Origin of the sequence: Pseudomonas sp. A-B-19 (assembly GCF_019947515.1) — a bacterium.
Lineage (GTDB): Bacteria > Pseudomonadota > Gammaproteobacteria > Pseudomonadales > Pseudomonadaceae > Aquipseudomonas.
In genome coordinates this window covers 82667-108014 of record NZ_JAGYGN010000016.1, presented here as the reverse complement: position 1 = coordinate 108014, position 25348 = coordinate 82667, and the positions used below count along the sequence as shown (strand labels likewise).

25 protein-coding genes and 2 pseudogenes are annotated in these 25348 nt (G+C 61.1%); 11 read left to right on the top strand and 16 right to left on the bottom strand.

Going from position 1 to position 25348, the window contains the following annotated elements; translation table 11 throughout:
* Nucleotides 1-11: 11 nt before the first annotated feature.
* Complete coding sequence (gene ampC, locus KGA81_RS18555; RefSeq protein ID WP_411736566.1) at nt 12-1121, top strand: class C beta-lactamase; 1110 nt, start codon at nt 12-14, stop codon at nt 1119-1121.
* Between the two features lie 229 nt (nt 1122-1350).
* On the opposite strand, the gene KGA81_RS18550 is transcribed toward ampC, so the two are convergent.
* Together KGA81_RS18550 and KGA81_RS18545 are read right to left on the bottom strand one after the other, a co-directional pair.
* The gene (locus KGA81_RS18550) at nt 1351-1698 is read right to left on the bottom strand and encodes a DUF6124 family protein (protein ID WP_223547612.1); all 348 of its coding nucleotides are present in this window, start codon (nt 1696-1698) and stop codon (nt 1351-1353) included.
* A gap of 528 nt (nt 1699-2226) precedes the next feature.
* Complete coding sequence (locus KGA81_RS18545; protein WP_223547611.1) at nt 2227-2787, bottom strand: DUF4174 domain-containing protein; 561 nt, start codon at nt 2785-2787, stop codon at nt 2227-2229.
* A gap of 179 nt (nt 2788-2966) precedes the next feature.
* Here KGA81_RS18545 and KGA81_RS18540 point away from each other — a divergent pair, with 179 nt between their 5' ends.
* A complete protein-coding gene (locus KGA81_RS18540; RefSeq protein WP_223547610.1) occupies nt 2967-3335 on the top strand; it encodes a VOC family protein in 369 nt (122 codons plus the stop codon).
* Between the two features lie 20 nt (nt 3336-3355).
* On the opposite strand, the gene KGA81_RS18535 is transcribed toward KGA81_RS18540, so the two are convergent.
* Nucleotides 3356-4141 (bottom strand): sulfite exporter TauE/SafE family protein, encoded by a 786-nt coding sequence (locus tag KGA81_RS18535; RefSeq protein WP_223547609.1) that lies wholly within the window; start codon nt 4139-4141, stop codon nt 3356-3358.
* A 389-nt stretch (nt 4142-4530) separates the two neighbouring features.
* On the opposite strand from KGA81_RS18535, the gene KGA81_RS18530 reads away from it, so the two are divergent.
* Together KGA81_RS18530 and KGA81_RS18525 are read left to right on the top strand one after the other, a co-directional pair.
* Nucleotides 4531-5352 carry an aldo/keto reductase gene (locus KGA81_RS18530; RefSeq protein ID WP_223547608.1) on the top strand — a complete coding sequence of 274 codons (822 nt, stop codon included), beginning with the start codon at nt 4531-4533 and terminating at the stop codon, nt 5350-5352.
* Between the two features lie 29 nt (nt 5353-5381).
* Nucleotides 5382-5852, top strand: coding sequence for a DUF1810 domain-containing protein (locus tag KGA81_RS18525; RefSeq protein WP_223547607.1), 471 nt, complete (start codon nt 5382-5384; stop codon nt 5850-5852).
* Here the strand turns inward: KGA81_RS18525 and KGA81_RS18520 are convergent.
* Entirely contained in the window at nt 5817-8177 is a 2361-nt protein-coding gene (locus KGA81_RS18520; protein ID WP_223547606.1) for a DNA polymerase II, read from the bottom strand. The two genes, KGA81_RS18525 and KGA81_RS18520, sit on opposite strands and share 36 nt — an antisense overlap.
* Nucleotides 8178-8506: 329 nt before the next feature.
* On the opposite strand from KGA81_RS18520, the gene KGA81_RS18515 reads away from it, so the two are divergent.
* A complete protein-coding gene (locus KGA81_RS18515) occupies nt 8507-8947 on the top strand; it encodes a CBS domain-containing protein (protein WP_223547605.1) in 441 nt (146 codons plus the stop codon).
* Between the two features lie 68 nt (nt 8948-9015).
* Here KGA81_RS18515 and KGA81_RS18510 read toward each other — a convergent pair whose 3' ends face one another.
* Entirely contained in the window at nt 9016-9639 is a 624-nt protein-coding gene (locus tag KGA81_RS18510) for a glutathione S-transferase (RefSeq protein ID WP_223547604.1), read from the bottom strand.
* Between the two features lie 261 nt (nt 9640-9900).
* Between KGA81_RS18510 and KGA81_RS18505 the strand changes: the two genes are divergently transcribed.
* Nucleotides 9901-10341 carry a hypothetical protein gene (locus KGA81_RS18505; RefSeq protein ID WP_223547603.1) on the top strand — a complete coding sequence of 147 codons (441 nt, stop codon included), beginning with the start codon at nt 9901-9903 and terminating at the stop codon, nt 10339-10341.
* 77 nt (nt 10342-10418) lie between these two features.
* Here the strand turns inward: KGA81_RS18505 and KGA81_RS18500 are convergent, their stop codons facing one another.
* Nucleotides 10419-11510, bottom strand: a complete 1092-nt coding sequence (locus KGA81_RS18500) for a DUF1615 domain-containing protein (RefSeq protein ID WP_223547602.1) — start codon at nt 11508-11510, stop codon at nt 10419-10421.
* A gap of 137 nt (nt 11511-11647) precedes the next feature.
* Between KGA81_RS18500 and KGA81_RS18495 the strand changes: the two genes are divergently transcribed.
* Nucleotides 11648-13183, top strand: coding sequence for an FAD-dependent oxidoreductase (locus KGA81_RS18495; RefSeq protein ID WP_223547601.1), 1536 nt, complete (start codon nt 11648-11650; stop codon nt 13181-13183).
* Between the two features lie 114 nt (nt 13184-13297).
* Here KGA81_RS18495 and KGA81_RS18490 read toward each other — a convergent pair whose 3' ends face one another.
* The gene (locus tag KGA81_RS18490) at nt 13298-14008 is read right to left on the bottom strand and encodes a glutathione S-transferase family protein (RefSeq protein ID WP_223547600.1); all 711 of its coding nucleotides are present in this window, start codon (nt 14006-14008) and stop codon (nt 13298-13300) included.
* A gap of 366 nt (nt 14009-14374) precedes the next feature.
* On the opposite strand from KGA81_RS18490, the gene KGA81_RS18485 reads away from it, so the two are divergent.
* Entirely contained in the window at nt 14375-15046 is a 672-nt protein-coding gene (locus KGA81_RS18485; RefSeq protein ID WP_223547599.1) for a histidine phosphatase family protein, read from the top strand.
* Between the two features lie 138 nt (nt 15047-15184).
* On the opposite strand, the gene mnmH is transcribed toward KGA81_RS18485, so the two are convergent.
* The 5 genes from mnmH to KGA81_RS18460 form a co-directional block, all read right to left on the bottom strand.
* Nucleotides 15185-16288 carry a tRNA 2-selenouridine(34) synthase MnmH gene (gene mnmH / locus KGA81_RS18480; protein WP_223547598.1) on the bottom strand — a complete coding sequence of 368 codons (1104 nt, stop codon included), beginning with the start codon at nt 16286-16288 and terminating at the stop codon, nt 15185-15187.
* Nucleotides 16288-17322: a selenide, water dikinase SelD gene (selD, locus tag KGA81_RS18475; protein ID WP_223547597.1), complete on the bottom strand. Its 1035-nt coding sequence runs from the start codon at nt 17320-17322 to the stop codon at nt 16288-16290. The genes mnmH and selD overlap by 1 nt, the downstream gene beginning before the upstream one ends.
* Nucleotides 17323-17497: 175 nt before the next feature.
* Nucleotides 17498-18454, bottom strand: coding sequence for a zinc-binding alcohol dehydrogenase family protein (locus KGA81_RS18470; RefSeq protein WP_223547596.1), 957 nt, complete (start codon nt 18452-18454; stop codon nt 17498-17500).
* A 28-nt stretch (nt 18455-18482) separates the two neighbouring features.
* On the bottom strand, nt 18483-18656 hold the full coding sequence (locus KGA81_RS18465; protein WP_223547595.1) for a DUF1427 family protein: 174 nt from the start codon (nt 18654-18656) through the stop codon (nt 18483-18485).
* A 106-nt stretch (nt 18657-18762) separates the two neighbouring features.
* The gene (locus KGA81_RS18460; RefSeq protein ID WP_223547594.1) at nt 18763-19542 is read right to left on the bottom strand and encodes an AraC family transcriptional regulator; all 780 of its coding nucleotides are present in this window, start codon (nt 19540-19542) and stop codon (nt 18763-18765) included.
* Nucleotides 19543-19689: 147 nt separating this feature from the next.
* Here KGA81_RS18460 and KGA81_RS18455 point away from each other — a divergent pair, with 147 nt between their 5' ends.
* Both KGA81_RS18455 and KGA81_RS18450 read left to right on the top strand, forming a co-directional pair.
* A complete protein-coding gene (locus tag KGA81_RS18455; protein ID WP_008152143.1) occupies nt 19690-19917 on the top strand; it encodes a DUF6555 family protein in 228 nt (75 codons plus the stop codon).
* Nucleotides 19918-19951: 34 nt separating this feature from the next.
* Nucleotides 19952-20230 (top strand): hypothetical protein, encoded by a 279-nt coding sequence (locus KGA81_RS18450; protein ID WP_223547593.1) that lies wholly within the window; start codon nt 19952-19954, stop codon nt 20228-20230.
* A 27-nt stretch (nt 20231-20257) separates the two neighbouring features.
* Here KGA81_RS18450 and KGA81_RS18445 read toward each other — a convergent pair whose 3' ends face one another.
* The 4 genes and pseudogenes from KGA81_RS18445 to KGA81_RS18435 form a co-directional block, all read right to left on the bottom strand.
* Nucleotides 20258-20419 carry a metallothionein gene (locus KGA81_RS18445; RefSeq protein ID WP_007982401.1) on the bottom strand — a complete coding sequence of 54 codons (162 nt, stop codon included), beginning with the start codon at nt 20417-20419 and terminating at the stop codon, nt 20258-20260.
* Between the two features lie 123 nt (nt 20420-20542).
* Nucleotides 20543-21298 carry a methyl-accepting chemotaxis protein gene (locus tag KGA81_RS30255; RefSeq protein WP_411736565.1) on the bottom strand — a complete coding sequence of 252 codons (756 nt, stop codon included), beginning with the start codon at nt 21296-21298 and terminating at the stop codon, nt 20543-20545.
* A gap of 102 nt (nt 21299-21400) precedes the next feature.
* A pseudogene (locus tag KGA81_RS30250) lies at nt 21401-22219 on the bottom strand (cache domain-containing protein); the annotation flags it as partial.
* A 177-nt stretch (nt 22220-22396) separates the two neighbouring features.
* Nucleotides 22397-23713: a Na+/H+ antiporter family protein gene (locus KGA81_RS18435; RefSeq protein ID WP_223547591.1), complete on the bottom strand. Its 1317-nt coding sequence runs from the start codon at nt 23711-23713 to the stop codon at nt 22397-22399.
* A gap of 167 nt (nt 23714-23880) precedes the next feature.
* Between KGA81_RS18435 and KGA81_RS30245 the strand changes: the two are divergent.
* Nucleotides 23881-25311, top strand: a pseudogene (locus KGA81_RS30245) (HAMP domain-containing protein); the annotation flags it as partial.
* Nucleotides 25312-25348 lie beyond the last annotated feature (37 nt).

Sequence of the window (25348 nt, the reverse complement as noted above, 5' to 3'; positions counted from 1 at the left end):
TCGCCGCTTGCATGGCGATACTCGCCGCGGGCCAGTGCATAGCGCAGGATCAAATCGAGACGGCGGTAAACGCCGCTGTACAACCGGTGATGCAGGCCGAGGGTATTCATGGCATGGCCGTGGCAGTCACCGTCAACGGCCAGGCGCATTACTTCAACTATGGCGTCGCCTCGAAAGAAACCGGCAACCCCGTCACGCAAGACACCCTGTTCGAGATCGGTTCCGTCAGCAAAACCTTCACCGCCACCCTCGCCGCCTACGCCCAGGCCACCGGCAAGCTATCGCCGTCGGACAAGGCCAGCCAGGTCCTGCCGGCCTTGCGCGGCAGCGCGTTCGACCACATCAGCGTGCTGCAATTGGGTACCTACAGTGCCGGCGGTTTGCCGCTGCAATTCCCGGCTGAATATGATTCAACCGACAAGATGCTCGGCTATTACAAACAATGGAAACCGCTCTACGCCCCCGGCAGTCACCGACTGTATTCGAACCCCAGTATCGGCCTGTTCGGCTACCTCGCTGCGCAAAGCATGGGCCAGCCGTTCGACGACCTGATGGAGAAAAACCTGCTGCCGAAACTGGGCCTCAAGCATACCTATGTGCGCGTGCCGCAGGATCAGATGGCGCTGTACGCCCAGGGCTACAACAAGGACGGCAAACCGGTACGGGTCACTCCGGGGGCGCTGGATTCCGAGGCGTACGGGGTGAAAACCAGTGCAGCGGACTTGCTGCGCTATGTCGACGCGAACATGAAGCCGGCGTCCCTGGAAAAGCCGTTGCAGCAAGCCATCGCCCTGACTCATAGCGGTTACTACACCGTTGGCGATATGACCCAGGGCCTCGGTTGGGAGATGTATCGCTACCCGATCACACTGGATCGCCTGCTGGACGGCAACTCCACGCCGATGGCCATGGAGGCGCACAAGGTCCAATGGCTGAACCCGCCGCAGGCACAGCCGCAGAGCGTGCTGGTCAACAAGACCGGCTCAACCGGGGGCTTTGGTGCTTACGTGGTGTACGTGCCATCGAAGGACATCGGCATCGTGATGCTGGCCAACAAGAATTATCCCAATGCGGAGCGGGTGAAGATCGCTCATCAGATATTGAGTGCCCTGACTCAATAAGCCTTGCTGCCCTCTCCATAGATAAGGGCGACCTCCAGAGGTTAATGCCGATCAGTTAAGCCGAGACACTGACCCCGTGGCGAGGGAGCTTGCTCCCGCTGGACTGCGCAGCAGTCCCATTTTTAGGGCCGCTTCGCTGCCCAGCGGGAGCAAGCTCCCTCGCCACAGGTTAGTCAGCGCTGGTCGATCCCTTAACTGACCGGCATTAACCTCCAGAGGTCACCTTTTTTTACTTTATCGGCACACCTTCGGATGGGTCGATATTGTCCAGCGCGCGGTTCACCAACAACTCGCCCACCACTGCCAATTGCTGAATCGACAGCGCCACATTGCGGTTGGAGCTTTCCAGGTTACAGGCCAGGTCGGTGACCAGCACGTTCAGGGACGCGAGGGTTTCACAGGCGTGGCACAGCAGTGTTGGGGTATCGACGTTTGGCAGGATGGTGAAGATGTGGCTGACCGGGTCGGCGTGCTTGGGGTTGCGCAAGCGAGCGCTGATGGCGGGTTCGGTGATGTCGGAGAGTGGGGTATCTGAGTCGGATGGGGATTCCGGGGGATTCGGACTTAGCTTTTTCATGAAGAAGTACCATTGGGGATTGTCGAGAAAACTACCCATCTCACTTCCACATGAGGGTGGCAGCTGTACGCAGGTGTGGAAGTCCAGGTCAATCCACCAAAACCCGGTGCACTCGAAAGTGCTCCCGCGCACAGCCGCCAAAACGCGGCGATGTTGACATAAAAAATGTCGACTTGCGCTCTGGGGGCATTGGTAGATGGCTTGAACCAACGGACTTCCACATCCGACCGCTGATTTTCAGCGGCTGAAGAAGGTTATCGATACGGCCCAATGGGCACCAGTTCACGGGGTGCGCCACGTCATGCAGGAAATTTCCGACGCAGCTGAAGTCCTTTGCCTACGCTCGATTTTCTGAGCATCCAGTTACAAATACCTTTTTGCTCATGACCGTTGTGATGCGGGTGAAACCGTTGTATCTAATGGACCTCCCAAGCCTTGATGTCAGTCAGTCAAGGGATCGACCAGCGCCGATTAACCTGTGGGAACTCGCTCCCACAGAAAAACCTTCCATCGCCACAAGATTGAGGGTTAATCATCCGGCATTTCAGGCGGCTTGGCGGGCTTGGCCGGTTTGCCAGGTTTTGTGCCTTTGGTACCTTTGGCGTCCTTGGCCGCAGGCTCCGCTTCAGTGACCGGAGCCGCCACTGTTGCGGTGAATTCTTTCTCGGTCGCCGGTAACTGATCGACAGCGCTGAAAATCGTTTCCAGCTTGATGGCGTCCGATTGTTCGAGTTTCTTTTCGCCGTCCTTGCCGACCAGGATGACCTTGGTCCTGGCGCCGGCACCGAGCTTGAGCGAGCGGATCAGCGCCGCCGTGTCCTGTGGCCCCAGGTCCTTGCCGTCGCGCTGGCCCATCAGGTTGAGCACGGTGTAGAGCACCATGTTGCGGTCGGTAAACCCCTTGCGATTGGCCGGTTCATCCAGCGACTTTTTCAGGCCGGTCCAGATCGGATCAACAGCACTCGGAGCGATGACAATCAGTGGTCGGGCCCTGCCCTTGTCCATGTCCAGCGGTGAGTCGCCATCAGCGGCGAACGAGAGGCCGGCAAACGCCAGCAAAGTAGCCAGGGTCAGTGACCTGATGAGCATGCGCATCTCCTTTTGATATCCACGCTCTAATGATTGCGCATTGCGGCGATCGTTCCGGGTGACGTACCGCAAATATGTCTCGCCTGCCCCAAGCTTAGGTCAGGGCGGACATTGCGCAACAGGCTGGGCTAATCTGAAGACACATGACAACCCGCCTGATCCGTCGTGAGGACTCGCCCATGAGCGCTCAGTTGAACCACACCATCGTCTGGTGCCGGGACAAGCAGGTTTCGGCGAATTTCCTGGCCAGCCTCCTTGGCCTGCCCGTCCCGCAGCCTTTCGGGCCCATGCTGATCGTCAAACTGGATAACGGCGTGTCACTGGACTTCTACGATAACGACCCGCCGATAGCGTCCCAGCACTATGCATTCCTGATGGGCGACGAGGATTTCGATGCGGCCTTCGCACGCCTGCAAGCCAACGGCCAGCCTTGGTGGGCCGACCCGTGCAAGCAGCGTCTGGGGGAGATCAATGATTACGCGGGAGGTCGGCGGGTGTATTTCGATGACCCGGATGGGCATCTGCTGGAAATATTCACCCGCGAATGAAGCCGACGTGGCGCCTTGAATCAGAACGCCAGTTTGTAGCCGATCAACAACAGCATGGTCGCCAGGCAAGGGCGCAGCAGTTCGTCAGAGATGCGCCCGGTCAGGTGGCTGCCCAGGTAAATCCCCGGCAACGAGCCCACCAGCAAGTAACCCAGGACGTGCCAATCCATGTTGCCCATGCTGGCATGGCCTAGGCCCGCGACCAGGGTCAGCGGCACGGCGTGGGCGATTTCAGTCCCCACCAGGCGGCGGGTCGGCAGCATCGGATAGAGAATGAACAGTGCCACGGTGCCCAGTGCGCCGGCACCGATGGAGGTCAGTGCGACCATGGCGCCAAGAACCAGCCCGGTGATGACCGTCATCACATTCAGGCGCAATCCGCTGGGGTTGTAATGGCCGCCCGCACGTTTGTGGGCGAAGTCGAGCAGGCGCTTCTTGAACAGGATCGCCAGTGCCGTGGCAAACAACACAAAACCCAGGGCCTGCTTGATGATCGCGTTCATCGCCTCGGGGGCGCTGTGCAGGGTGCTGAGGAACCACAGCGTCAACGCCACCGCCGGCACGCTGCCCAGGGTCAGCCAGCCGGTGATTGCCCAGTCGATGTTGTTGTTCTTGCGGTGAACCAGTACACCGCTGGATTTGGTGATGGCGGCGTACAGCAGGTCGGTACCGACCGCCGTCGCCGGGTTGATGCCGAACCCTAGCAGGATCGGGGTCATGAGCGACCCGCCACCCACGCCAGTCATGCCGACGATGAAGCCGACGACCAGCCCGGCAACGACCAACCCGATGTTCACTAATTCCATGAATACGTCCACAAAGATCGCAAGGGAAATCTGGCCCGCAGCATAGCGATATTTCTTATAACCAGTTATATCGATGCGATCTATCTTTATGCCTTAGTCACTTCCCTTGTGGGAGCAGGCTCACTTGTATGTTCAGACTTGAAGGGGTGGGCCGACGGTGGGGATCGCCGCAAGCTGCCATGGATAGAGCCGGCCATGGCGAAAAAGTGCAGTAGCGGGCGGTACTGGCAAGGGAATGTTCAACGAAAAAACGGATCAGAAAATCATCAGTTCGGTACACACTCCCTGTAGGAGCTGCCGCAGGCTGCGATCTTTTGACTTTGATTGTTCAAGATCGAAAGATCGCAGCCTGCGGCAGCTCCTACACCGAATACACACAGGAGGTTTGCATGCGCACGCTTGAATTGGCCGGCGCCAGGGTCCCGGTTATCGGCCAGGGGACCTGGCAGATGGGCGAAGACCGCTCACGGCACACGGAAGAAGTCGCGGCCCTGCGCCTGGGCATCGAACTGGGCATGCCCCTGATCGACACCGCTGAAATGTACGCCGAAGGCGGCGCTGAGGAAGTGGTCCGCGATGCCATCGCCGGCCAGCGCGACAGCGTCTTTCTGGTCAGCAAGGTGTACCCGCACAACGCCAGCCGCCAGGGCATTCCCCTGGCGTGCGAGCGAAGCCTGCGCAGGCTCGGCACCGATTACATCGATCTGTATCTGCTGCATTGGCGCGGCCAGTATCCGCTGGAAGAAACCGTCGAAGCCTTCGAACGCCTGCGCGAAGACGGCAAGATCGGTCGTTGGGGCGTGTCCAATTTCGACCTCGACGACCTGCTGGAACTGGACGCCCCGGCCTGCGCCACCAATCAGGTGCTCTACAACCTGGCACAACGGGGCATAGAATTTGATTTACTGCCCTGGAGCCAGCAACAGCGGTTGCCGATCATGGCGTACTGCCCGATCGACCAGGGTGGAAAAATGCTCGCCAATGCCACGCTCAAGCAGGTGGCCGCCCGACACGGCGTGACGCCGGCACAAATCGCGCTGGCATGGATTGTGCGCCAGGACGGCGTGATCGCTATCCCCAAAGCGGTCCGCCCCGAGCATGTACGGCTCAATGCCCAAGCTGCCCGGTTGCAGCTTGAACCCGGGGATCTGGAGGCGCTGGACCAAATATTTCGCGCGCCACAACGCAAACAGCCGTTGGCCATGGTCTGAGCCAATGCAGTCTGTCAGAGAGCTTCACCATGAGAAGCACCGACCACCTGGACCCGTTCAATCTGCAACGTTTTCTCGAGGCTCAGGACCCGGTGTTCGACCGGGTTCAAACCGAGCTGAGCAACGGACACAAGCGCAGTCACTGGATGTGGTTCATTTTTCCGCAGTTTGCCGGGCTCGGCGGCAGCGAGATGTCGCGCCGCTTTGCCATCCGCTCGCGGGAGGAAGCCCTGGCCTACCTTGAGCACCCATTGCTGGGCGCCCGGCTACGCACCTGCACCCAGGAAGTGCTGAATATCCGGGAGCGTTCGGTGGCCGGGATTTTCGGCCATCCCGACGACCTGAAGTTTCATTCCTCGATGACCCTGTTTGCCCAGGTCACCGCCGCCGACAGCCTTTTCCAGCAAGCCCTGAACCAATACTTCCACGGCATCCTGGATGACTGGACCTTGTCGCTGATGGACTCAAAACAGGCCCAGTTGCCCCCCAATCAGGGTTGAGAAGTCGTCGTCGACAAACGGCAGTATCGCGTCCGCCACCGGTTGCAGTTGCCGGGTGATGTAGTGGTCGTAATCGATGGGCGCGCTACGCACTTCCAGCGGCTCGGGGCCGGCGACGGTGATCACGTAGCTGATCCAGCCGCCGTTCTGGTATTGCCGCGGGCGGCCCTGACGGTCGTTGTACTCGTCGGCCAGGCGCGCTGCGCGCACATGGGGCGGCACATTACGCTGATAGTCATCGAGGCTGCGGCGCAGGCGCTTGCGGTAGACCAGCCGGTCATCGAACTCACCGGCCAGGGTCTTGCGCACGTAGTCACGCACATAATCCTGATAGGACTGGCGCAGGAAAATCCGCGAATACAGCTCCTGCTGGAATTGCCGGGCCAGCAGCGACCAGTCGGTGCGTACGGTTTCCAGGCCTTTGTAGACCATTTCGTCGCGGCCATCGTCGCGGGTCACTAGCCCCGCGTAACGCTTTTTACTGCCTTCTTCGGCGCCGCGGATGGTCGGCATCAAAAAGCGCTTGTAGTGGGTTTCGAACTGCAGTTCGAGAACGCTTTGCAAGCCGTATTCCTGCTGCACGTGCTCGCGCCACCACTGATTGACGTGCGCCACCAGCGCGTGGCCGATCTGCGCCGCCTCCTGCTGACCATGGGCGCGACGCAGCCAGACGAAGGTCGAATCGGTGTCGCCATAAATCACTGTATGCCCTTGGGCCTCGATCAATTGGCGGGTGCGCAGCATGATCTCGTGCCCGCGCAAGGTGATGGACGACGCCAGACGTGTGTCGAAGAAGCGACAACCGCTGGAGCCGAGCACACCGTAGAACGCGTTCATGATGATTTTCAGCGCCTGGGACAACGGCGCGTTGTGTTCACGCTTGGCGATTTCCCGGCCTTCGGCCACCCGGGCGACGATGGATGGCAGGCAATGCCGGGTGCGCGAAAAGCGCGCGCCACGAAAACCCGGTACCGACTCGCTGTCGTCCGGGTGCTCGAGCCCTTCAATCAGCCCCACGGGGTCAATCAGGAAGGTGCGGATGATCGACGGATAGAGGCTTTTGTAGTCGAGCACCAACACCGATTCGTACAGTCCCGGTTGCGAATCCATGACAAAACCGCCGGGGCTGGCTTCGGGTGGCTTGCTACCAAGATTCGGCGCAACGAAACCCTGACGGTGCATCAGCGGCATGTACAGGTGCGTGAACGCCGCCACCGAACCGCCCATGCGGTCGGCCGGCAAACCGGTGACGCTGGCCCGTTCCAGCAGGAAGGTGAGCAACTCGGTCCTGGCGAAAATCCGCGTGACCAGTTCGCAGTCCTTGAGGTTGTAGGTGGCCAGCGCCGGTTTGTCCTCGGCGAACATGCGGTTGATTTCGTCCATGCGCTGGTAAGGGTTGTCGATGGACTTGCCCTCGCCGAGCAAGGTCTGCGCGACGTTTTCCAGGCTGAACGAAGGAAAACTCCAGGTCGCCGAGCGCAGGGCCTCGATACCGTCGATGATCAGGCGACCAGCCGCTGCAGCGAAGTAATGGTTGCCGCTGCCGTGTTCACGCCACTGCATCTCCTCGCCGCCACGCCCCAGTTTCAACGGCACCGCCAGGCGCCGGGCGTGTTCGTGAAGCACCCGCAAGTCGAACTGCACGACGTTCCAGCCGATGATCGCGTCGGGGTCGAAGCGGGCAAACCAGTCGTTGAGTTTTTTCAGCAGCAGGGTTCGCGAATCGCAGTATTCGAGCTGGAAATCCACCTGGCTGGCATCGCCATTGGGTGGACCGAGCATGTACACCTGACGCTCGCCGCAGCCTTCCAGGGCGATGGAATACAACTCGCCCTGGGCGGTGGTCTCGATGTCCAGGGACACCAGTTTCAGGTTCGGCCGGTAGTCGGGATCGGGTTTCATCTGGGCGTCGAGCAGCAGCCCCTCGGCATTCGGCGTGCCACAAAAGCGCACCGGCGCGGTGATGAAGCGTTCCATCATGTAGCGTTCCGGCGGGCGCACGTCGGCTTCGAACACCTCGACACCGGCCCGGCGCAGCGCGGTTTCCAGGCGCATCAACTGGCCATGTTGCTGGCAGTACAGTCCCAGGACCGGGCGATGTTCGAAATCCTGCAGGGCCAGGGGCCTGAGCTCGACGTTCTTCTCGTCATGCAAAACGCCTTCGGCCGCCTGACGCTGCGCAGCAGGAATGAACGCCACCGACGGTTGATGAGGCAGGCGGATGCGCCGGGGACCGCTGTCGGTCGCCAGCCAGAACTCGACTTCCGTACCGGCCGGGGTGTCGCGCCAATGCCGGGTCAGGACGAAGCCCTGCTGTAGATCCACCACTGCAAACCTCAACGTTGATTCAGAAGGGGATTCTACCCGTCATCCGTCGCGATAGCGCGCTTGCCCCCGGTACCAGCGGTAAACAACACCCCTGTAGGAGCAGGCTTGCCTGCGAAGGGGTCAGTACATTCAACATTGATTTTGGCTGGCAGGCCGTCTTCGCTGGCAAGCCAGCTCCTACAGGTTGCCCGGCGGCGTGACGGTGGGTTTATCGAAGAAAAACCGCCGAATGACGTTTTTTGCGCGTTATCTGCCGCTTTCGCCCTTGCCCTGATCGCTCGCGTCTACGATTCTTCAAGAACAACGACAACACCCGAGTAACCGCCATGAAAACCGTCGCCCAACTGCTCAAGCTCAAAGATCAGAAGAATCAGGAAGTGCATCAGATCAAACCCGATCACATGGTGCTTGAAGCGCTGATGAAGATGGCCGAGAAAAACGTCGGCGCCTTGTTGGTGGTGGACAATGATGAAGTGCTGGGCATCATCAGCGAACGGGACTATGCACGCAAACTGGTGCTGCACGGCCGCTCTTCGGTGGGCACGCCGGTACGCGACATCATGGTGTCGCCGGTGATCACCGTCGACACCCATCAAACCGTGGAGACCTGCCTGGGCATCATGTCCGAAAAACGCCTGCGGCACTTGCCGGTGGTGGAAGACGGCAAATTGATTGGCCTGTTGTCGATCGGTGACCTGGTCAAGGAAGCGATCGCCGAACAGGCGGAGCTGATCAAGCAGCTGGAGCAGTACATTCGCGGGGAATAAGCCTGGTTGCACTAAACACCGAAGATCCCTGTGGGAGCGAGCTTGCTCCCACAGGGTGAGTGGTGTGTTCAGGCTGGCCAATGCCGGGCGAACACCGGTGCCAGCGCCGGGTGGCGGTCGATGCGTCCCAGCCAGGCGAAAAAACCCGGCCGGGCATTACGCAAATGCTCTCGACTGCCCGCCCATCGCGAGACCACCGCCGCCAGCACATCCAGCGCCCCAGGCTTCTCGCTGCCCAGGTACAACTCGCCCGAGAACTGATCGGCAAACACCTCCCAACTCCAGTGCAGGCGCCGGCGGGCGCCCTCCATGAGGTTGTGCCTGGACGACTCGTCCGCCTCGATCAGCCAGCGTTCGGGGTAATCGATGATGCCGATGGCCGCATAGCAATTGCTGACGATGTACGCCATGCCGCGAATGGCCTGGGCCCGCTCGGCCGGGGCTTGCGGCAACAACCCCGATGCGGGAAAGGTCAGCCCGAGGTGAATCAGGATCGCGGCGCTCTCGGTCAGGACGCCGCCATCGGGTAGCTGCAAGGTCGGAATCTGTTTGAGCGGGTTGAGTTTCTCCAGCGCCTGGGCCGCCTCCGCGGAGGTCTCGACATCGATGAAGCGATAAGGAATATCACAGAGTTCAAGGGCGGCTTCGATGGCCGCCGCCCCGGAGTTCTGATAACCGTAGAGCTGGTACATAAACGTCTCCTTTCACACCGCGATCTCTGCAGTGCCTCATCATCCGTCCCGGCAGAGGAACGCGCCAGCTATCCAGTGTAGAAGCCGTCACCCGCTACACCGCGGCCATCCGACGATCGCACCATCACGCTCACAAGGGGCATGGCGCGGGTCCTATCATTGCCGTCGATGTTCACCATCACGTCAATGAAGTTCTCATAAAAAATCCCCGGCGTAACATCTGCTCCATACCCACCCACAAGCACCCCGGAGCACACCATCATGAAACGCCAGACCCTCCTCAGCATCGCTTTCTCGGTTTTCGCAGTTAACGCTTTCGCCGCAACTTCTGCTCAACCCGTGGTCGCTGAAGGCGGCTCGGATCGTCTGATTGAAAGCCGTGTGGCCGAGGGTGGTTCCGATCGCCTGATCGAGAATCGGGTGGCTGAAGGCGGCTCCGATCGTTTGATCGAAAAACGCGTCGCTGCCGATGGATCTGATCACCTGAATGGCAACCGTGTTGCTGCTGACGGCTCCGATCACCTGAATGGCAACCGTGTTGCTGCTGACGGCTCTGATCACCTGAATGGCAACCGTGTTGCTGCTGACGGCTCCGATCACCTGAATGGCAACCGTGTTGCTGCTGACGGCTCCGATCACCTGAATGGCAACCGTGTTGCCGAAGGCGGTTCCGACCGTCTGATCGAAAGCCGCGCTGTCTGAATGCAGTGCTTTACCGCAGGACTCAATGAAAACCCGGCCTCACCCGCCGGGTTTTTTATGCTTTTTTTGCAGCGCAATTACTTCCCTGCCCGCACCATGCAGCGCTGGTAACGTTCATCGACCCGTTTGGCGAACCACGCGGTAGTGAGCTTTCGGGTGATTTTCGGGCTTTGCAGCACGATCCCCGGCAACACCTCACGGGGTAACGGCCGGCCCTCAGCCCGTTCGGCCAGTTCGAAAACCCGTCGATAGAGTTTGCTGTCTTCGAACGCCAGGGTTTTCCCCTCTTCCAGTTGCTCGCGGATCGTCGGATTGCGCATGTCCAGTTGCTTGCCGAGGGTGCGCACGGCCAGCTCCGTGGTGCCGGGCATGATCGAACCGTAGTTCACCAGATCGCCATCCAGTGCCAATGGGATACCGGACGCCCGGCTCACGGCGTTCTGAAACGCGGCGTTGCGGCTGGCGTACCAACCCGCGTTGAAGTCCGCAAAACGGTACAGCGGCTGGGGGTAGCTCACCGGGTACCCAAGCAGATGCGCGATGCCGAAATACATGCCGCCGCGCCGGGTGAACACTTCATGGCGAATCGAGCCCTTCACCGGGTACGGATAACCCTTGGCCTGCTGTTCGGCAAAATCAATGCCGACTTGCATCGGCCCGCCGGTATGCACCGGATTGAAGCCGCCGAACAGTTTTTTGCCCATCGGCACCATGTCGATGAAGTCGTCGAAAATCGCGCTCAGTTCCTTTTCACTGCGCGCGGCATTCAGGCGGTCGCTGTAGCTTTTGCCGTTGGGCGAATCGAGCATTAATGCGCCGCTCACCAACAGGCCGGGAATATGTGCCCTGGCGGCACGGCGGTCGATCTCGTCGCGGGCGATTTTGCCCAGGCCCGGTACGCTCGGATCGGCCTGAAAGGTCGACTCCTGTTCAGTCACGGCCAACACCGAGCACAGGTTTTGTGTGGTCGGCGAGAGGTCTTGCGCGGTAAACGCCACCTGGATATCCGTGGCCCAACCTTGGGGATCGGCGGCCTTGGCCGGCAGCAAACGCACAATCTCGGCCTTCACTTGGGCCGGAGTGCGCGCCGCCGGTTCCTGGGTCCGTTGGCTGCCGCAACCGGCCAATATCAGCAACACGGCGACGCTTGTGATCAATCTGATTTGCATGTCTTTCCATCTGATCCGTTTGTCCGGGCCAACCATACGACCAATGGCAGGTCAGCGGCTACGTCCGTGGCAGTCCGACGGTTGCCGCCCTCCCCGACTGGACCATACTTGATTCACACAGCGAGGAGGACAGGCTCATGCACCGTAGCGACGTGTTGATCGTCGGCGCCGGCCCGACCGGGCTGGTCCTGGCGTTGTGGCTGAGCAAACTGGGTGTGCGCGTGCGGATCGTCGACAAAACCTCCGCCCCCGGCACAACCTCCCGGGCGCTGGCCGTGCAGGCACGGACGCTGGAGTTGTATCGCCAGCTCGGACTGGACGATGCCGTCGTGCAACACGGCCATCACGTAAAGGCCGGCAACTTCTGGGTCAAGGGTGAGCCCGTGGCGCGCCTGCCCCTGTCTCAGATCGGTGAGGGCCTGACGCCCTACTCGTTCCTCGAAATTTTCCCGCAGGACGAACACGAACGACTGCTGATCGAGCGCCTGGAAGCCTTCGGTATCACGGTGGAACGCAACACCGAACTGACAGGCTTCGAGCAATCCGCGGACGGCATCACAGCCACACTGCACCTGCCCGACGGCCAGCAGGAAATCTGCCAGGCCTGTTACCTGGCCGGATGCGACGGTGCCCGCTCGATTGTACGCAAGACCCTCGACACCGGGTTTCCCGGCGGGACCTACCAGCAGATTTTCTACGTCGCCGACGTGCAGGCCAGCGGCCCGACATTCAATGGCGAACTGCATGTGGATCTCGACGAGGCGGACTTCCTCGCTGTGTTCCCGCTGGCAGGCACGGGTCGCGCGCGCTTGATCGGCACGGTGCGCGACGAGCGCGCCGAACACGCCGAGACCCTGCGCTTCGAGGACGTCAGCAGCCGGGCCATCGAGCATATGAAGGTGAAAATCGAGCAACTGAACTGGTTCTCGACCTACCGCGTGCATCACCGGGTCGCCGATCACTTCCGCGACGGCCGGGCGTTTTTATTGGGCGATGCTGCCCACGTCCATAGTCCTGCGGGCGGCCAGGGCATGAACACCGGAATCGGCGACGCCATCAACCTGGCCTGGAAACTGGCGGCCGTGTTGAGCGGCAGTGCCGAGGCCAGATTGCTCGACACCTATGAAACCGAGCGCATCGCGTTTGCCCGCAAACTGGTGGCGACCACCGACCGGGTCTTCACGTTCGTCACCGCCGACGGACCGATTGCCGATGTGCTGCGTACGCGCCTGGCCCCGTTCTTGTTACCGAAAATGACCTCGTTCGAAACCTCCCGTCAGTTCCTGTTTCGCACGGTGTCACAGATCACCCTGAATTATCGTGGGATGCCGCTGAGCACGGGCGTTGCCGGGCACGTGCATGGTGGTGATCGCCTGCCCTGGGCCCATGACGGTGAGGGGGATAACTTTGAATCGCTCAAATGCCTGACCTGGCAGGTGCATGTCTATGGCGACACCAGCGACGAGATGATCGCTTGGTGCAACGAGCACCATCTACCGCTGCATGTGTTCGACTGGCGACCGGCGTTCGAAGCGGCGGGCCTGGGGCGCAACGGCTTTTATCTGCTGCGCCCCGATACCTATGTGGCGATTGCCGAGACGTGTGCGGACCCGAAAGTGATCGAACGGTATTTGCGCGATCACGGGATCCGGCCGTTTTTTGGCGCGCCTTGATTCAACACACCCCTGTAGGAGCTGGCTTGCCAGCGAAAGCGTAGTGTCAGGCAACATTGATACTGTCTGACCCACCGCCTTCGCCGGCAAGCCGGCTCCTACAGGGGATGGTGTTCAAACCGAGACCGGGCTCGGAATCTGCAACCCGCGCACCACTGCCGGCCGCGCCAGGAATCGCTCCAGTACCCGCGTGACGTTAGGGAAGTTCTGGATACCCACCAGGTCGCCGGCTTCATAGAAGCCGATCAGGTTGCGTACCCACGGGAAGGTGGCGATATCGGCGATGGTGTAGCGCTCGCCCATGATCCAGTCGCGCCCTTCAAGCCGGCCGTCGAGCACCTTGAGCAGGCGTTTGCTTTCCTCAACGTAGCGGTCACGGGGACGCTTGTCTTCGTAGTCCTTGCCGGCGAATTTGTTGAAAAAACCGAGCTGGCCGAACATCGGGCCGATGCCGCCCATCTGGAACATCAGCCACTGGATCGTCTCGTAGCGCGCAGCCGATTCCTGGGCCAGCAGTTGCCCGCTCTTGTCGGCCAGGTAGATCAGAATCGCCCCCGACTCGAACAGCGCCAGCGGCTGGTCATCCGGACCGTGGGGGTCGAGGATCGCCGGGATTTTGTTGTTGGGGTTCAACGACAGGAATTCCGGGGACATCTGGTCATTGGTGTCGAAGCCTACCCGGTGCGGTTCATAAGGCAGGCCGATCTCTTCGAGCATGATCGAGACCTTGACGCCGTTGGGGGTCGGCAAGGAGTACAGCTGAATCCACTCCGGGTACTGGGCAGGCCATTTGCGGGTGATGGGGAATGCGGACAAATCGGTCATGGGCGGGATCCACGAAGACATTGAGAGTGACGATCATAATGGAGATATCGGCTCAACGATCCCTTGAAGCCATCGATATCGCTGATAGAGGAGATCAAAAGAGATCACGACGGTTTCAGCACCATCGGGTGTAGTGTGTCCATTATTTCGAAACATCCTGTCGATAACCTTCGCTGCAACCCGTTGAAGGTTAGCGGTACATTGCTGCGCTTTTGGTCGGAATCGAACCAAACGGGTTCAGGGGACTCTGAGCACCACTCCTTTGAAAACGGACCGGTTTCAACGACATGGAAAGCACCAGGCAAATCGTGGTGTAAAGGTTTGTCAGCCTTACTTAACCGAATAGCGCTGAAGATCCCTTTATTCATGAATCTGTTCAATTTTGCCAAACGCTTTAAACATCGCGCTTACCTGTTGTTGCCTGCCTTGTTGGTGATCTGCGCATTGCTCCTGTCGCTGGAGTCCGGCCCAAGCCGCGCCCAACCGATGGATGGCACCCAGACGCTGGTGTTCCTGCGCCACGGGGAAAAACCCGCCGGCGGCCTGGGCCAGCTCAATTGCCAGGGCCTGAACCGCGCCATCGGCCTGGCCACGCTGCTGCCGGAAAAGTTCGGCAAGGCCAACTATGTGTTTGCGGCCAACCCGACCCGTAACGTCGAGGAAGGCGAGTTAGACAACTCCTACAGTTACATCCGCCCGCTGATGACCATCAGCCCCAGCGCCATCAAGCTGGGCCTGCCGGTGAACATCAGTTTTTCCGCCAATGACACCGATGACCTGGCCGAAGAACTGCTCCAGGGCAAGTATCACAACTCGGTCATCTACACCGCCTGGTCCCACGGCTACCTGCCGGAGCTGATCAACACGGTGGCCGGCGAAGCCACCGGCAAGGATGCGAAGATCATCGACGACTGGGAGTCCAGTGATTACGACTCGCTGTATGTGCTGACCCTGACCTGGCACAACGGCAAGGCCAGTTTGCAGAGTCATGTGTATCAACAAGGGCTGAACAATGGCTCGGAACTTTGCCCGACCTGAGGTTGTGCATTGCCTGAGCGGGCCCCATCGCGAGCAAGCTCGCTCCCACATTGGATCTGCGCCAAACACAAAACCTGTGTTCACCGAAGATCTACTGTGGGAGCGAGCTTGCTCGCGATGGGGCCAGTAAAACCGACATCACTTTCGTTGATTCACTCGCTCGCGCAAATACTCAAGCACCGCCCCCCGCTCCCCGGCAAACTCGATCCGCGCGTCTTTCTTCTCGCGCTGGAACGCATACATCGGATCGTAATACTCGCGCAGCAACCCTTCGATCCAGCCCCGGTGCAGATCCACCGCGCCACTGCGGGCCTGCTCGGCCAATGCCTCTTCCATCAAAGCCAGCAGGCGCCGATGACGTTCGCCGCCCAGGCGTTTCTGCACATTGTTCAGGCTCGCCAGCAACCGTTCGGAAAACAGCGCAAAGCCCTCCTCGCCATGCACGCCAATGAACTCGGCGCACAGATCCACCACGTAGTCGCGCAGGATCCGCTCGACCCGGCCTTCAAAGCTGTCTTCCAGCCAGACCATCGGGAACTGCTGCATGCCCTGGTAGAGCGGTAACGGCAGCGCACAACTGCCCACCGCACGGCTTTCGTCTTCCAGTACGAACTGCTCGATGCCCCGGGCGCGTTTTTTCAGCACGTCGATGGCCAGGCGGTTTTCGAAGTCGATATTCGAGGGTTGGCCCGTGGCGCGCTTGCCGAAACTGGAGCCGCGGTGGTTGGCATGACCTTCCAGGTCCACGCTGTTGTTCAGTTGCGTGAGCACCTCGGTCTTGCCGGTGCCGGTCATCCCGCCCAACAGGACGAAATCGCACTGGGCCACGGCTTGATCGAGGGTGTCCAGCAGGAAGGTGCGCATGGCCTTGTAGCCGCCGCCCACCCGTGGATAGTCGATGCCGGCCTCGTCCTTGAGCCATTGCTGGACAATCTGCGAGCGCAGGCCGCCGCGAAAGCAATACAGCAAGCCATCCGGATGCGCCCGGGCAAAATCGGCCCAGGCCTGGATGCGTTCGGCCTTGACCGCGCCCGACACCAGTTGATGCCCCAGCACGATGGCCGCTTGCTGGCCGTGCTGCTTGTAGCAGGTGCCGACCCGCTGGCGTTCATGGTCATTCATCAACGGCAGGTTGATCACGCCGGGAAACGCGCCCTTGCTGAATTCGACCGGCGCGCGGGTGTCCATCATGGGCCGGTCATTGAGGAAAATGTCGCGGTAATCGGTGTAATCGCCAGACATCAAAACACCTCGACCGCGTTGCTCTGTCGCTCGACCAGTTCACCGATCGGTTCCAGGCTCAGGCCCAGCTCAGCGGCCACAGAAAGGAATTGTTCGTTGCCTTCGGGCGCCACGGCGATCAGCAGGCCGCCGCTGGTCTGCGGGTCGCAGAGCACGCGTTTGTGCAGCTCCTGGAGGCGTCCGAGTTTGCTGGCGTAGCTGTCGAAATTGCGCAACGTCCCGCCCGGTACGCAGCCCTGTTCCAGGTAATATTCGACCCCTGGCAGGAGCGGTACGCGGTCATATTCAATGCGCGCCGTGAGCTGGCTGCCGTCGGCCATTTCCACCAGGTGCCCAAGCAGCCCGAAACCGGTGACGTCGGTCATCGCGGTCACGCCATCGAGCTTGCCGAAGCGGCTGCCGGGTTTGTTCAGGGTGCACATCCAGTCCCGGGCCAGGCCGATGTCACTATGGCGCAGCTTGCCCTTCTTTTCAGCGGTGGTGAGGATGCCGACGCCCAGGGGCTTGGTGAGATAAAGCAGACAACCGGCGGTGGCGGTGTCGTTGCGCTTCATGTGGCGCTTTTCCACCAGACCGGTGACGGCCAGGCCAAAGATCGGTTCTGGCGCGTCGATGGAGTGCCCGCCTGCCAGCGGGATACCCGCCGCGTCACACACCGCACGGCCGCCGCGTATCACTTCCCGGGCAACTTCCGGGGCCAGCACGTTCACCGGCCAGCCCAGAATCGCAATCGCCATCAACGGATCGCCGCCCATGGCGTAGATGTCGCTGATGGCATTGGTGGCGGCAATTCGGCCGAAATCGAAGGGATCGTCGACGATCGGCATGAAAAAGTCAGTGGTCGAGACCACGCCGCGTTCTTCGTCGATGGCATACACCGCCGCGTCGTCGCGCGAGGCGTTACCGACCCAAAGCTTCGGGTCGAGGTTCTGCGCCCCGCTGCCGGCCAGGATCACTTCCAGCACCTGGGGGGAAATCTTGCAACCGCATCCAGCGCCATGGCTGTACTGGGTCAGGCGAATCGGTTCGCTCATGGGGGCACCTCATTGGGTCAATGGGGCCGATTCTAACAGAGCGAGGCCGGCGCAAGGCGTTGCGCAGCCACAACCCCTGTAGGAGCTGGCTTGCCAGCGAAAGCGGTCCGTCAGTTACGTTGATGTTGGATGTACCGCCATCTTCGCTGGCAAGCCAGCTCCTACAGGGGTTGGGTCAAGGCAGCAGAATCACCTTGTCACCGCTGCCCTGGTTCACTTCGGCATAACGCTCCAGGCCTTCAGCCAATGGCGACTCGAACAGGCCCTGGGGCAATGGCAGCAAGTCCTGATCGAAAAACTTGCCAAATTGCTCGAGCATCGCCGCACACGCCTGTACCCCGTACAGCAACGAGTTGATCCCCACCACTGAGCCACCCTTGCGATACAACGCCAGGGCCGGCAACTGCACGTGACCGTCCACGGGCGCCGCGATGATCGCGATACGGCCGAACGCGGCCAGGGCGGGTACCGAGGCCGGCAGCCAGAATCCGGTGGTGTCGAAAATCACGTCGGCGCCGCCGGCGAACACGGCGTTGACCTGAGCCCCGAGGTCTTCGGGTTTATCCAGTTGCAGGGTCTGATAGCCCTGATCCTGCAAGTCCTTGACCTGTTCCGGACGTCGCGCGGCCGCCAGCAACCGGGCACCACGCACCTTGGCCAGGGCCAGCGCGGCACTGCCGACCGCTCCGCCACCGATGACCAGCAATCGGGTTTCGGCCGTCACCAGGCTGCGCTCCAGCGCATCCCACGCGGTGGTGTACGGCACGCCGAGGCTGGCGGCCTGGGCAAAGCTCAGGTGCGTGGGCTTGAGCGCCACGCCATTGGCCGGCAGCTTGACGAACTGCGCGTGGGAACCGTCGGCGAAAAAACCCAGTTCCCGCCCTGTGCCCCAGACTTCCCGACCGATCAGCGCCTGCGGGCCGGCCACGACCACCCCGGCAAAATCACGACCGGGAATCCGCGGCAAGGTGGTGTAGGGAAAACGTCCCAGCACGTTCTTCACATCGCTGGGGTTGAGGCCAGCGGCCTTGATCTCGACCAGCACTTCATCGGCGCCGGGCACGGGGGTCGGCACCTCGACGTAGCGCAGGGCCGAGAGATCACCGGTTTTGTCGAATTGCAGAGCTTTCATGGGCGTGTCCATTGAATAAAGGAAGGGTTCAGGAGATCCAGCCAGCCACCAGTTCTCGGCCCATCGGCCAGAGCTTTTCGCCGGCGAGCATGCCAAGCAGGCCGACCAGCGCGATGGCCGGGGGTGCGGGGGAACGAAAATCCAGGGCGCCGTAGAGCAGACCGACGCCCAGACCGATGGCCAGTGAGATGAGTAAGTTCATGGCAGACTCCGGGGGCAATTGAGGTATGCGCCGAGTCTAGAGGGCGACGCCTTTGAGCATCGGCCAAGTGCTTCTGAATTTCGGCCAAAGCCTGGCGCCTGTGAACTCAGCCCTGGCGTTGCGCCGCAGGAAACTGCGAGGGGGCGACACCCAGCTCACGCCGAAACATGTCACTGAAGCTGCTCGGCGAATAGCCCAGTTCCCGGGCAATCGCACTGACCGGTACGCCCTGGATCAACTCGGCCACCGCCGTCGCCAATTGCACCTGACGCCGCCACTCGGCGAAGCCCATGCCCAGACCGTCCTTGAACAACCGCGCCAGGGTCCGCACGCTGGCCCCACTGTTATCCGCATGTTGTTCGAAAGGAATATCCAGTGACGGCGTAGCCATGACCGCCTGACACAAATTCATCAATCGCCGGTCGGAATCGTCCGGCAGCGGGATTTTCAGCAGCGAACGCCTGGCGCGCTTGAGTTCCAGCAGCGCCAGGCCCACCAGCGCGTCGTAATACTCGGGCGGCCCGTTGTTGCCCTGTTCCACCAGACCGACGATCAGTTCGCGCAGCAAACCGCCGACCTCAATGACTTGCACGCTGTCATCCAGGGTCGCCGCCAGGGACGGGCGCAAGTAGATGTTGCGCATTTGCAGGTCGGACACCACGCGAATCCCGTGGGGCACGCCGGGCGGCAACCACACCGCCCGCTGCGGCGGCACCACCAGCGCCTCGTGCGGCGTCTCGACCCACATCACCCCGCTCATTGCATACAGCAACTGGCCCCAGACGTGCTCGTGAGGCTCGATGTACAACCCGCGCGGGTAGGTGCGAGCCAGCGGTTGCACGGGCACATCGGTGTCACTCAAGTCGGGTGGTGCGGCGAGGGCCATGGTCTATGTTCATTGGGGGAGCGGGAAGACCTTATGGTAACGAGGCGCCGACCTTGTCGCCAGCAACCGCCGCCGTCCGACAAACCGAGTGAATTTTCCAGATGGCGCGCGATCCGTTTATGTACAACAGGGAGGAACCGGAGCTTTATGAACAATGCAAAATTATTCGTCATCGAGTACACCCTCCACGGCGCTCCAAAATCATTCATCATCCGCCTGGATAAAATGGATAACGCAGAAGCCTGGCATTGGGCGAGCTGTGACGCGGGGGTGGGGCGAATCCCCCGATTCGGACGCGAGAAGGTGCAAAAGACCAGCAAGCCGATGGCAGAAAAATTCGGCGTGGAAAACGTCAAGTGGCGGCCGGCGAACTGATCACTGGCAACCATCGGGATCGGGGAGAGGGAAAATGACCGCGACACCTGTCAGCAGCCCTGCTTGGCTGGACTACGGTCTGGACACGCTATCAGGGCATATCAGCAAAAGCGCCGAGTGCCTGATCGGACTGGAGCAGGTCGAAAATGACCCATTTTGCTTCGCCATACGCGTCCTGGCACCACTGCCGGAAGATCTGGAGCAAGCGAAGACCTTGGTGGTGCGGGTCGAAGGCCGGCGCCTGCAAGGCACGGTCCGCCACAGCGAACGCCTGGAAGATGACAGCCTCAGGCTGGAAGTGGAGCCGGACTAGGCTCCACTTTTGCGTGTGCCGTGGTTATCAGTGGGCACACTTGCAGCCTTGGGAAGCGCACTCTTCGCCATGCTCGTGATGCTTGGCACAGGCTTCGCAGCAATAGTGCTTGCCGTGACGGGCAATCGGATGTTCACCGAGTTTGCAGGAACATTTCGGGCAATCGCAGATACTTTCGCGGTCAATCATGGAACTGACTCCTCTTGTGTGGTCGCCAGTGCTCAGATGCACACAGTAAGTGTAGGAGCTGCCGCAGGCTGCGATCTTTTGTGGCGAGAGGAGTATGCCTCCTCGCCACAAAAAGTTGTTCCATCAGATCCGGAACTGCCCCACCAGACCGCCCAGGCGCTGACCGAGGTCGGCCAGGCTGCGCGAAGTCTGCGCGCCGAGCTGGGTTTCGTCGGCGACGCTGTCCACCGCCACGGCAATCTGATGCACGCTGCGATTGATCTCTTCGGCCACGGCGGTCTGTTCTTCGGCGGCGCTGGCGATCTGCGCGTTCATCGAGTTGATGGTCGCGATCAGTTGGGCCATGGCGTCCAGCGAAGCCCCCGCCTCGTTGGCCTGGGCCGAGGTGCCGTCGCCGGCCTCGCTGGAGCGACGCATCGCTTCTACCGCCGAGCGGGTGCCAGCCTGCAAGCGGTCGATCATGCCCTGGATTTCCTGGGTGCTGATCTGCGTGCGGCTGGCCAGCGCCCGCACTTCATCGGCCACCACCGCAAAGCCGCGCCCGGCCTCGCCGGCACGGGCGGCTTCGATGGCCGCGTTGAGCGCCAGCAGGTTGGTCTGCTCGGCAATCGAGCGAATCACCCCGAGCACGCTGACGATCGACGACACGTCTTTTTGCAGGCTGTCCAGAGACACGCCACTGCTGCGGATGTCGTCCACCAACGCATGAATTTTCTCGATGCTGCCGGCCACCACACGCTTGGCCGCCTGGCCTTCTTCGTCGGTCTGCCGGGCAGCCACCGCGGCATTCTGCGCGCTTTTGGCCACTTCCTGAGCCGCCGCCGACATTTCGTTGATGGCCGTGGCCACCTGATCAGTCTCCTGGCGCTGGCGTTCCATGGCCTGGTCCGAACGATTGGCCTGGTCGGACACCTGATTCACCAGCCCGGTCAGTTGCGAGGTCATTTCGGTGATCTGCCGTACCAGGCCGTGGATCTTGTCGACGAAACGGTTGAACGAACCGGCCAGTTCGCCGAGCTCGTCCTGGCTGGTGATGGTCAAGCGGCGGGTCAGATCGCCCTCGCCTGCCGCGATGTCGTCGAGGTTGGCTTTCATCAGATGCAGCGGACGCAGAATGGTGTTGGCCAGCAGCATCCCGGCAGCGGCGATCACCAGCAGCACTACGAGCGCCACGCCGACGATGCTCAGCACCATGCCTTGCATGCGCTCCTGGACCTTGGCTTCGACCACCGCCACCTGTGCTTCGATGCCATCGAGATTGACCGAGGTGCCGACCGCCATGTCCCACTTGGGCAGGTATTCGGTGTAACCGAGCTTGGGCACCAGTACCTGGGTGTTGCCGGGCAAGGGCGAGCTGTATTGCAGGTAGTGCGTACCGTCCCTGGCGACTTTCACCAGGTCGCGGTTGACGTAGACTCCGTTCGGGTCGCGGTTGTCCTTGAAGCTCTGGCCCACGCCTTCGGGGCTGTTGGCCTTGAACAGGCGCACGGTGTTGGAGTCGTAGCCGAAGAAGTAGCCGTCCTTGCCATAGGTGATGCTCGACAGCAGCTTGATCACCTGGGCCCGTGCCGCCTCATCGCCGGGGGCGGCGGCGTCGTAGAGCGGTTTGATCGTGGTCATGGCCACGGCCACGTAGCTTTGCAAGGTCGCCTTGGCATCGCTGAGCAGGCGCTCGCGGGTCTGCTCGACTTCCTTGCGCGCCTGATCCTGCAGAATGAACAGCGTGGTCAGGCTGATGACCAGCGCAAACAGCAACACCGGGAGGACGGCAAGGGACAGGACTTTAGCCTTGAGACTCATGCGCATGACGTTCACTCTTTTGATTTTGTTGGCGTGGTTAAAGCTTTAACGGCACGCAGGGTCAAAAGTTGAACACTGTAGGAGCGGGCTTGCCCGCGAAGGGGCCGGTCCATTCAACATGGATGTTGGCTGGCAAGCCGCCTTCGCTGGCAAGCCAGCTCCTACAGGGGTTCCGGGTTACAGCACCATCGCGGCGATCCAGCCAAACACCAGCAGTGGCAGGTTGTAGTGCAGGAAGGTCGGGACCACGGTGTCCCAGATGTGATGGTGCTGGCCGTCGATGTTCAGGCCGGAGGTCGGGCCCAGGGTCGAGTCCGATGCCGGCGAACCGGCGTCGCCCAGGGCACCGGCGGTGCCGACGATGCACACGATCGCCAATGGGCTGAAGCCCAGTTGCACGCACAGCGGCACGAAGATCGCCGCCAGGATCGGCACGGTGGAGAACGACGAGCCGATGCCCATGGTCACCAGCAACCCCACCAGCAGCATCAGCAAGGCGCCGATGCCTTTGCTGTGATCGATGTACGCCGCCGACGACTCGACCAGTGTCTGCACCTCGCCGGTGGCCTTCATCACTTCGGCAAAGCCTGAGGCGGCGATCATGATGAAGCCGATCATCGCCATCATTTTCATGCCTTCGGTGAACAGATCGTCGGTGTCACGCCATTTGACGATGCCCGACACCGAGAAAATCAGGAAACCGGCCAATGCACCGATAATCATCGAATCCAGCAATAATTGAATGATGAACGCCGCCGCGATGGCCACGCCGGCCACGATCAGGCTCAGCGGGTTGTACTGCACCGCCACCTGCTCGACTTGTTCGATCTTTTCCAGGTCGTAGACACGTTTCTTGCGGTAGCTGACAAACGCGATCAACAGGCCCGCCACCATGCCCAGGGCCGGAATGCCCATGGCGTGGGTCACATTGATGCCGCTGATGTCCACACCGCTGCGGGCGACGTTGGCCAGCAGGATCTCATTGAGGAAGATATTGCCGAAGCCCACCGGCAGGAACATGTAGGGCGTGATCAAACCGAAGGTCATGACACAGGCGATCAGGCGACGGTCCAGTTGCAGCCTGGTCAGCACATATAAAAGCGGCGGCACCAGCAACGGAATGAACGCGATATGGATCGGCAGGATGTTCTGCGAGGCGATGGCCACGACCCAGAGCAGGCCGATCAGCAGCCATTTGACCTGGCCACCGCCGTTGGCGTGCTGGCGATCGACCATCGCCAGGGCCTTGTCGGCCAGCGCATGGGCCATGCCGGACTTGGCAATGGCCACGGCGAAAGCCCCGAGCAAGGCGTAGGACAACGCCACCGTCGCCCCGCCACCGAGGCCACTGTTGAAAGCCTTGAGCGTCGCTTCGATCCCCAGGCCACCGGTCAAGCCACCGACCAGCGCACCGACGATCAGGGCGATCACCACATGCACGCGGGACAGGCTGAGTACCAGCATGATGCCGACCGCGGCAATTACTGCATTCATTGTCATACCTCTGGGCAAGCGAAAAGAGTCCGTCCGGCAGCCTGCGTGAGCCGCCAGCGGATAAAGGAATGGGTTTTATTAGAGGGCGCGCACTTTGCCGCAGAGCACGCGCAGTGTCAAAGCCAACGCACACCTGTAGGAGCTGGCTTGCCAGCGAAGACGCCTGAATGATCGATGCAAGATTCACGGCCGCCTTCGCTGGCAAGCCAGCTACAGGGGATTCGATTTTCAAGGGGATGCATAAAGAAAGCCGGATCGCGGCCGCTACAGTGCAAAGTCTCAGATATTTATCGAATAAGGACGTCTCCATGCCGCTCAGACAACTTTCCATTCAATGGAAAATCACCCTGCTGGCCGGGTTGTGCCTGGCGGGCATCGTGACCCTGCTGGTGGGTCTTTCGCTGTACCGCATGGAGCACAGCTCCGCGCTGGTGAAAGCCTCGAGCATGGAGATGCTGACCGAAGCGGCCCAGGCGCGGATCGAGTCCCAGGGGGAAAACCAGGCGCTGGGGATTCGCCAGCAGTTCATGGACGCCTATCAGTACGGCCACGGCTTCTCGCGGCAGGTGCTGTTCCTGCGCGACCAGGCCGAGAAGCGCTTTCTCGATGCCTTCGACCTGCGCGAAGACCTGACCCGCCAGGTCAAGTCGGCCTTGCAGGCCAACCCGGAACTGCTCGGCCTGTCCCTGGTGTTCGAACCCAACGGGCTGGACGGCAAGGACGAACTGTTCGCAGGGCAAGCCGAACTTGGCAGCAACGACAAGGGCCGTTTTGCCCTCTACTGGTCGCAGCCGACGCCGGGCAAAGTGACGTCCATGGCGCTGCCGGAAAAGGACATGGCCGATACCAGCACCGGCCCCAGCGGCGAAGCGGCCAACGCCTGGTTCACCTGCCCGCGCACCACACTCAAGCCGTGCGTGATCGAACCCTACTTCTATGAGATCGACGGACAGAACGTGCTGATGACCAGCATCGTTTTCCCGCTGATGGTCAACGGCAAGGTCATGGCCTCGCTGTCGGTCGACATCAACCTCAACAGCCTGCAAGCCGTCAGTCTGGGGGCGAGCAAGAAACTCTACGATGGCCAGACCAGCGTCAGCATCATCAGCCCGGCCGGCCTGCTCGCCGGCTACAGCCCGGACGCCAGCAAACTCAGCCAGCGCCTGGATGCCGTGGACAAGGCCAGCGGCGCCGAGCTGCTGCGCATGCTCGCCGCCAGCAGCAAAACCGGCAGCCTGCACAGCCAGCAGCAACTGAAAGTGCTCGCACCGTTCCAGCCGATTCCCGGCGGTAAATCCTGGGGCGTTCTGCTCGACGTGCCGGAAAGCGTCCTGGTCGGCCCCGCCGAAGCCCTGAAAAAGCAACTGGACGACAGCAATACCACCGGTACGCTGGTCGAACTCGGTCTTGGGGTACTCGCCGCGCTACTGGGCCTGGTGCTGGTGTGGCTGATGGCCCGCAGCGTCACCCGCCCGATTCTCGGCGTGGCACACATGCTCGAAGACATCGCCAGCGGCGAAGGTGACCTGACCCGCCGGCTGGCTTACGACAAGCAGGACGAGCTGGGCCAACTGGCCGGCTGGTTCAACCGTTTCCTCGACAAGCTGCAACCGATCATTGCCGAAGTGAAACGCT

Coding starts and splice junctions, on each gene's coding strand:
- KGA81_RS18490 (WP_223547600.1), bottom strand. CDS start 14,008: ATGACCGATTTGTCCGCATTCCCCATCACCCGCAAATGGCCTGCCCAG.
- KGA81_RS18530 (WP_223547608.1), top strand. CDS start 4,531: ATGCGCACGCTTGAATTGGCCGGCGCCAGGGTCCCGGTTATCGGCCAG.
- KGA81_RS18485 (WP_223547599.1), top strand. CDS start 14,375: ATGAATCTGTTCAATTTTGCCAAACGCTTTAAACATCGCGCTTACCTG.
- KGA81_RS18515 (WP_223547605.1), top strand. CDS start 8,507: ATGAAAACCGTCGCCCAACTGCTCAAGCTCAAAGATCAGAAGAATCAG.
- KGA81_RS18500 (WP_223547602.1), bottom strand. CDS start 11,510: ATGCAAATCAGATTGATCACAAGCGTCGCCGTGTTGCTGATATTGGCC.
- KGA81_RS18505 (WP_223547603.1), top strand. CDS start 9,901: ATGAAACGCCAGACCCTCCTCAGCATCGCTTTCTCGGTTTTCGCAGTT.
- selD (WP_223547597.1), bottom strand. CDS start 17,322: ATGAGCGAACCGATTCGCCTGACCCAGTACAGCCATGGCGCTGGATGC.
- KGA81_RS18550 (WP_223547612.1), bottom strand. CDS start 1,698: ATGAAAAAGCTAAGTCCGAATCCCCCGGAATCCCCATCCGACTCAGAT.
- KGA81_RS18535 (WP_223547609.1), bottom strand. CDS start 4,141: ATGGAATTAGTGAACATCGGGTTGGTCGTTGCCGGGCTGGTCGTCGGC.
- KGA81_RS18545 (WP_223547611.1), bottom strand. CDS start 2,787: ATGCTCATCAGGTCACTGACCCTGGCTACTTTGCTGGCGTTTGCCGGC.
- KGA81_RS18540 (WP_223547610.1), top strand. CDS start 2,967: ATGAGCGCTCAGTTGAACCACACCATCGTCTGGTGCCGGGACAAGCAG.
- KGA81_RS18460 (WP_223547594.1), bottom strand. CDS start 19,542: ATGGCCCTCGCCGCACCACCCGACTTGAGTGACACCGATGTGCCCGTG.
- KGA81_RS18465 (WP_223547595.1), bottom strand. CDS start 18,656: ATGAACTTACTCATCTCACTGGCCATCGGTCTGGGCGTCGGTCTGCTC.
- mnmH (WP_223547598.1), bottom strand. CDS start 16,288: ATGTCTGGCGATTACACCGATTACCGCGACATTTTCCTCAATGACCGG.
- KGA81_RS18525 (WP_223547607.1), top strand. CDS start 5,382: ATGAGAAGCACCGACCACCTGGACCCGTTCAATCTGCAACGTTTTCTC.
- KGA81_RS18450 (WP_223547593.1), top strand. CDS start 19,952: ATGACCGCGACACCTGTCAGCAGCCCTGCTTGGCTGGACTACGGTCTG.
- KGA81_RS18495 (WP_223547601.1), top strand. CDS start 11,648: ATGCACCGTAGCGACGTGTTGATCGTCGGCGCCGGCCCGACCGGGCTG.
- KGA81_RS30255 (WP_411736565.1), bottom strand. CDS start 21,298: ATGGAACGCCAGCGCCAGGAGACTGATCAGGTGGCCACGGCCATCAAC.
- ampC (WP_411736566.1), top strand. CDS start 12: ATGGCGATACTCGCCGCGGGCCAGTGCATAGCGCAGGATCAAATCGAG.
- KGA81_RS18470 (WP_223547596.1), bottom strand. CDS start 18,454: ATGAAAGCTCTGCAATTCGACAAAACCGGTGATCTCTCGGCCCTGCGC.
- KGA81_RS18510 (WP_223547604.1), bottom strand. CDS start 9,639: ATGTACCAGCTCTACGGTTATCAGAACTCCGGGGCGGCGGCCATCGAA.
- KGA81_RS18445 (WP_007982401.1), bottom strand. CDS start 20,419: ATGATTGACCGCGAAAGTATCTGCGATTGCCCGAAATGTTCCTGCAAA.
- KGA81_RS18435 (WP_223547591.1), bottom strand. CDS start 23,713: ATGAATGCAGTAATTGCCGCGGTCGGCATCATGCTGGTACTCAGCCTG.
- KGA81_RS18455 (WP_008152143.1), top strand. CDS start 19,690: ATGAACAATGCAAAATTATTCGTCATCGAGTACACCCTCCACGGCGCT.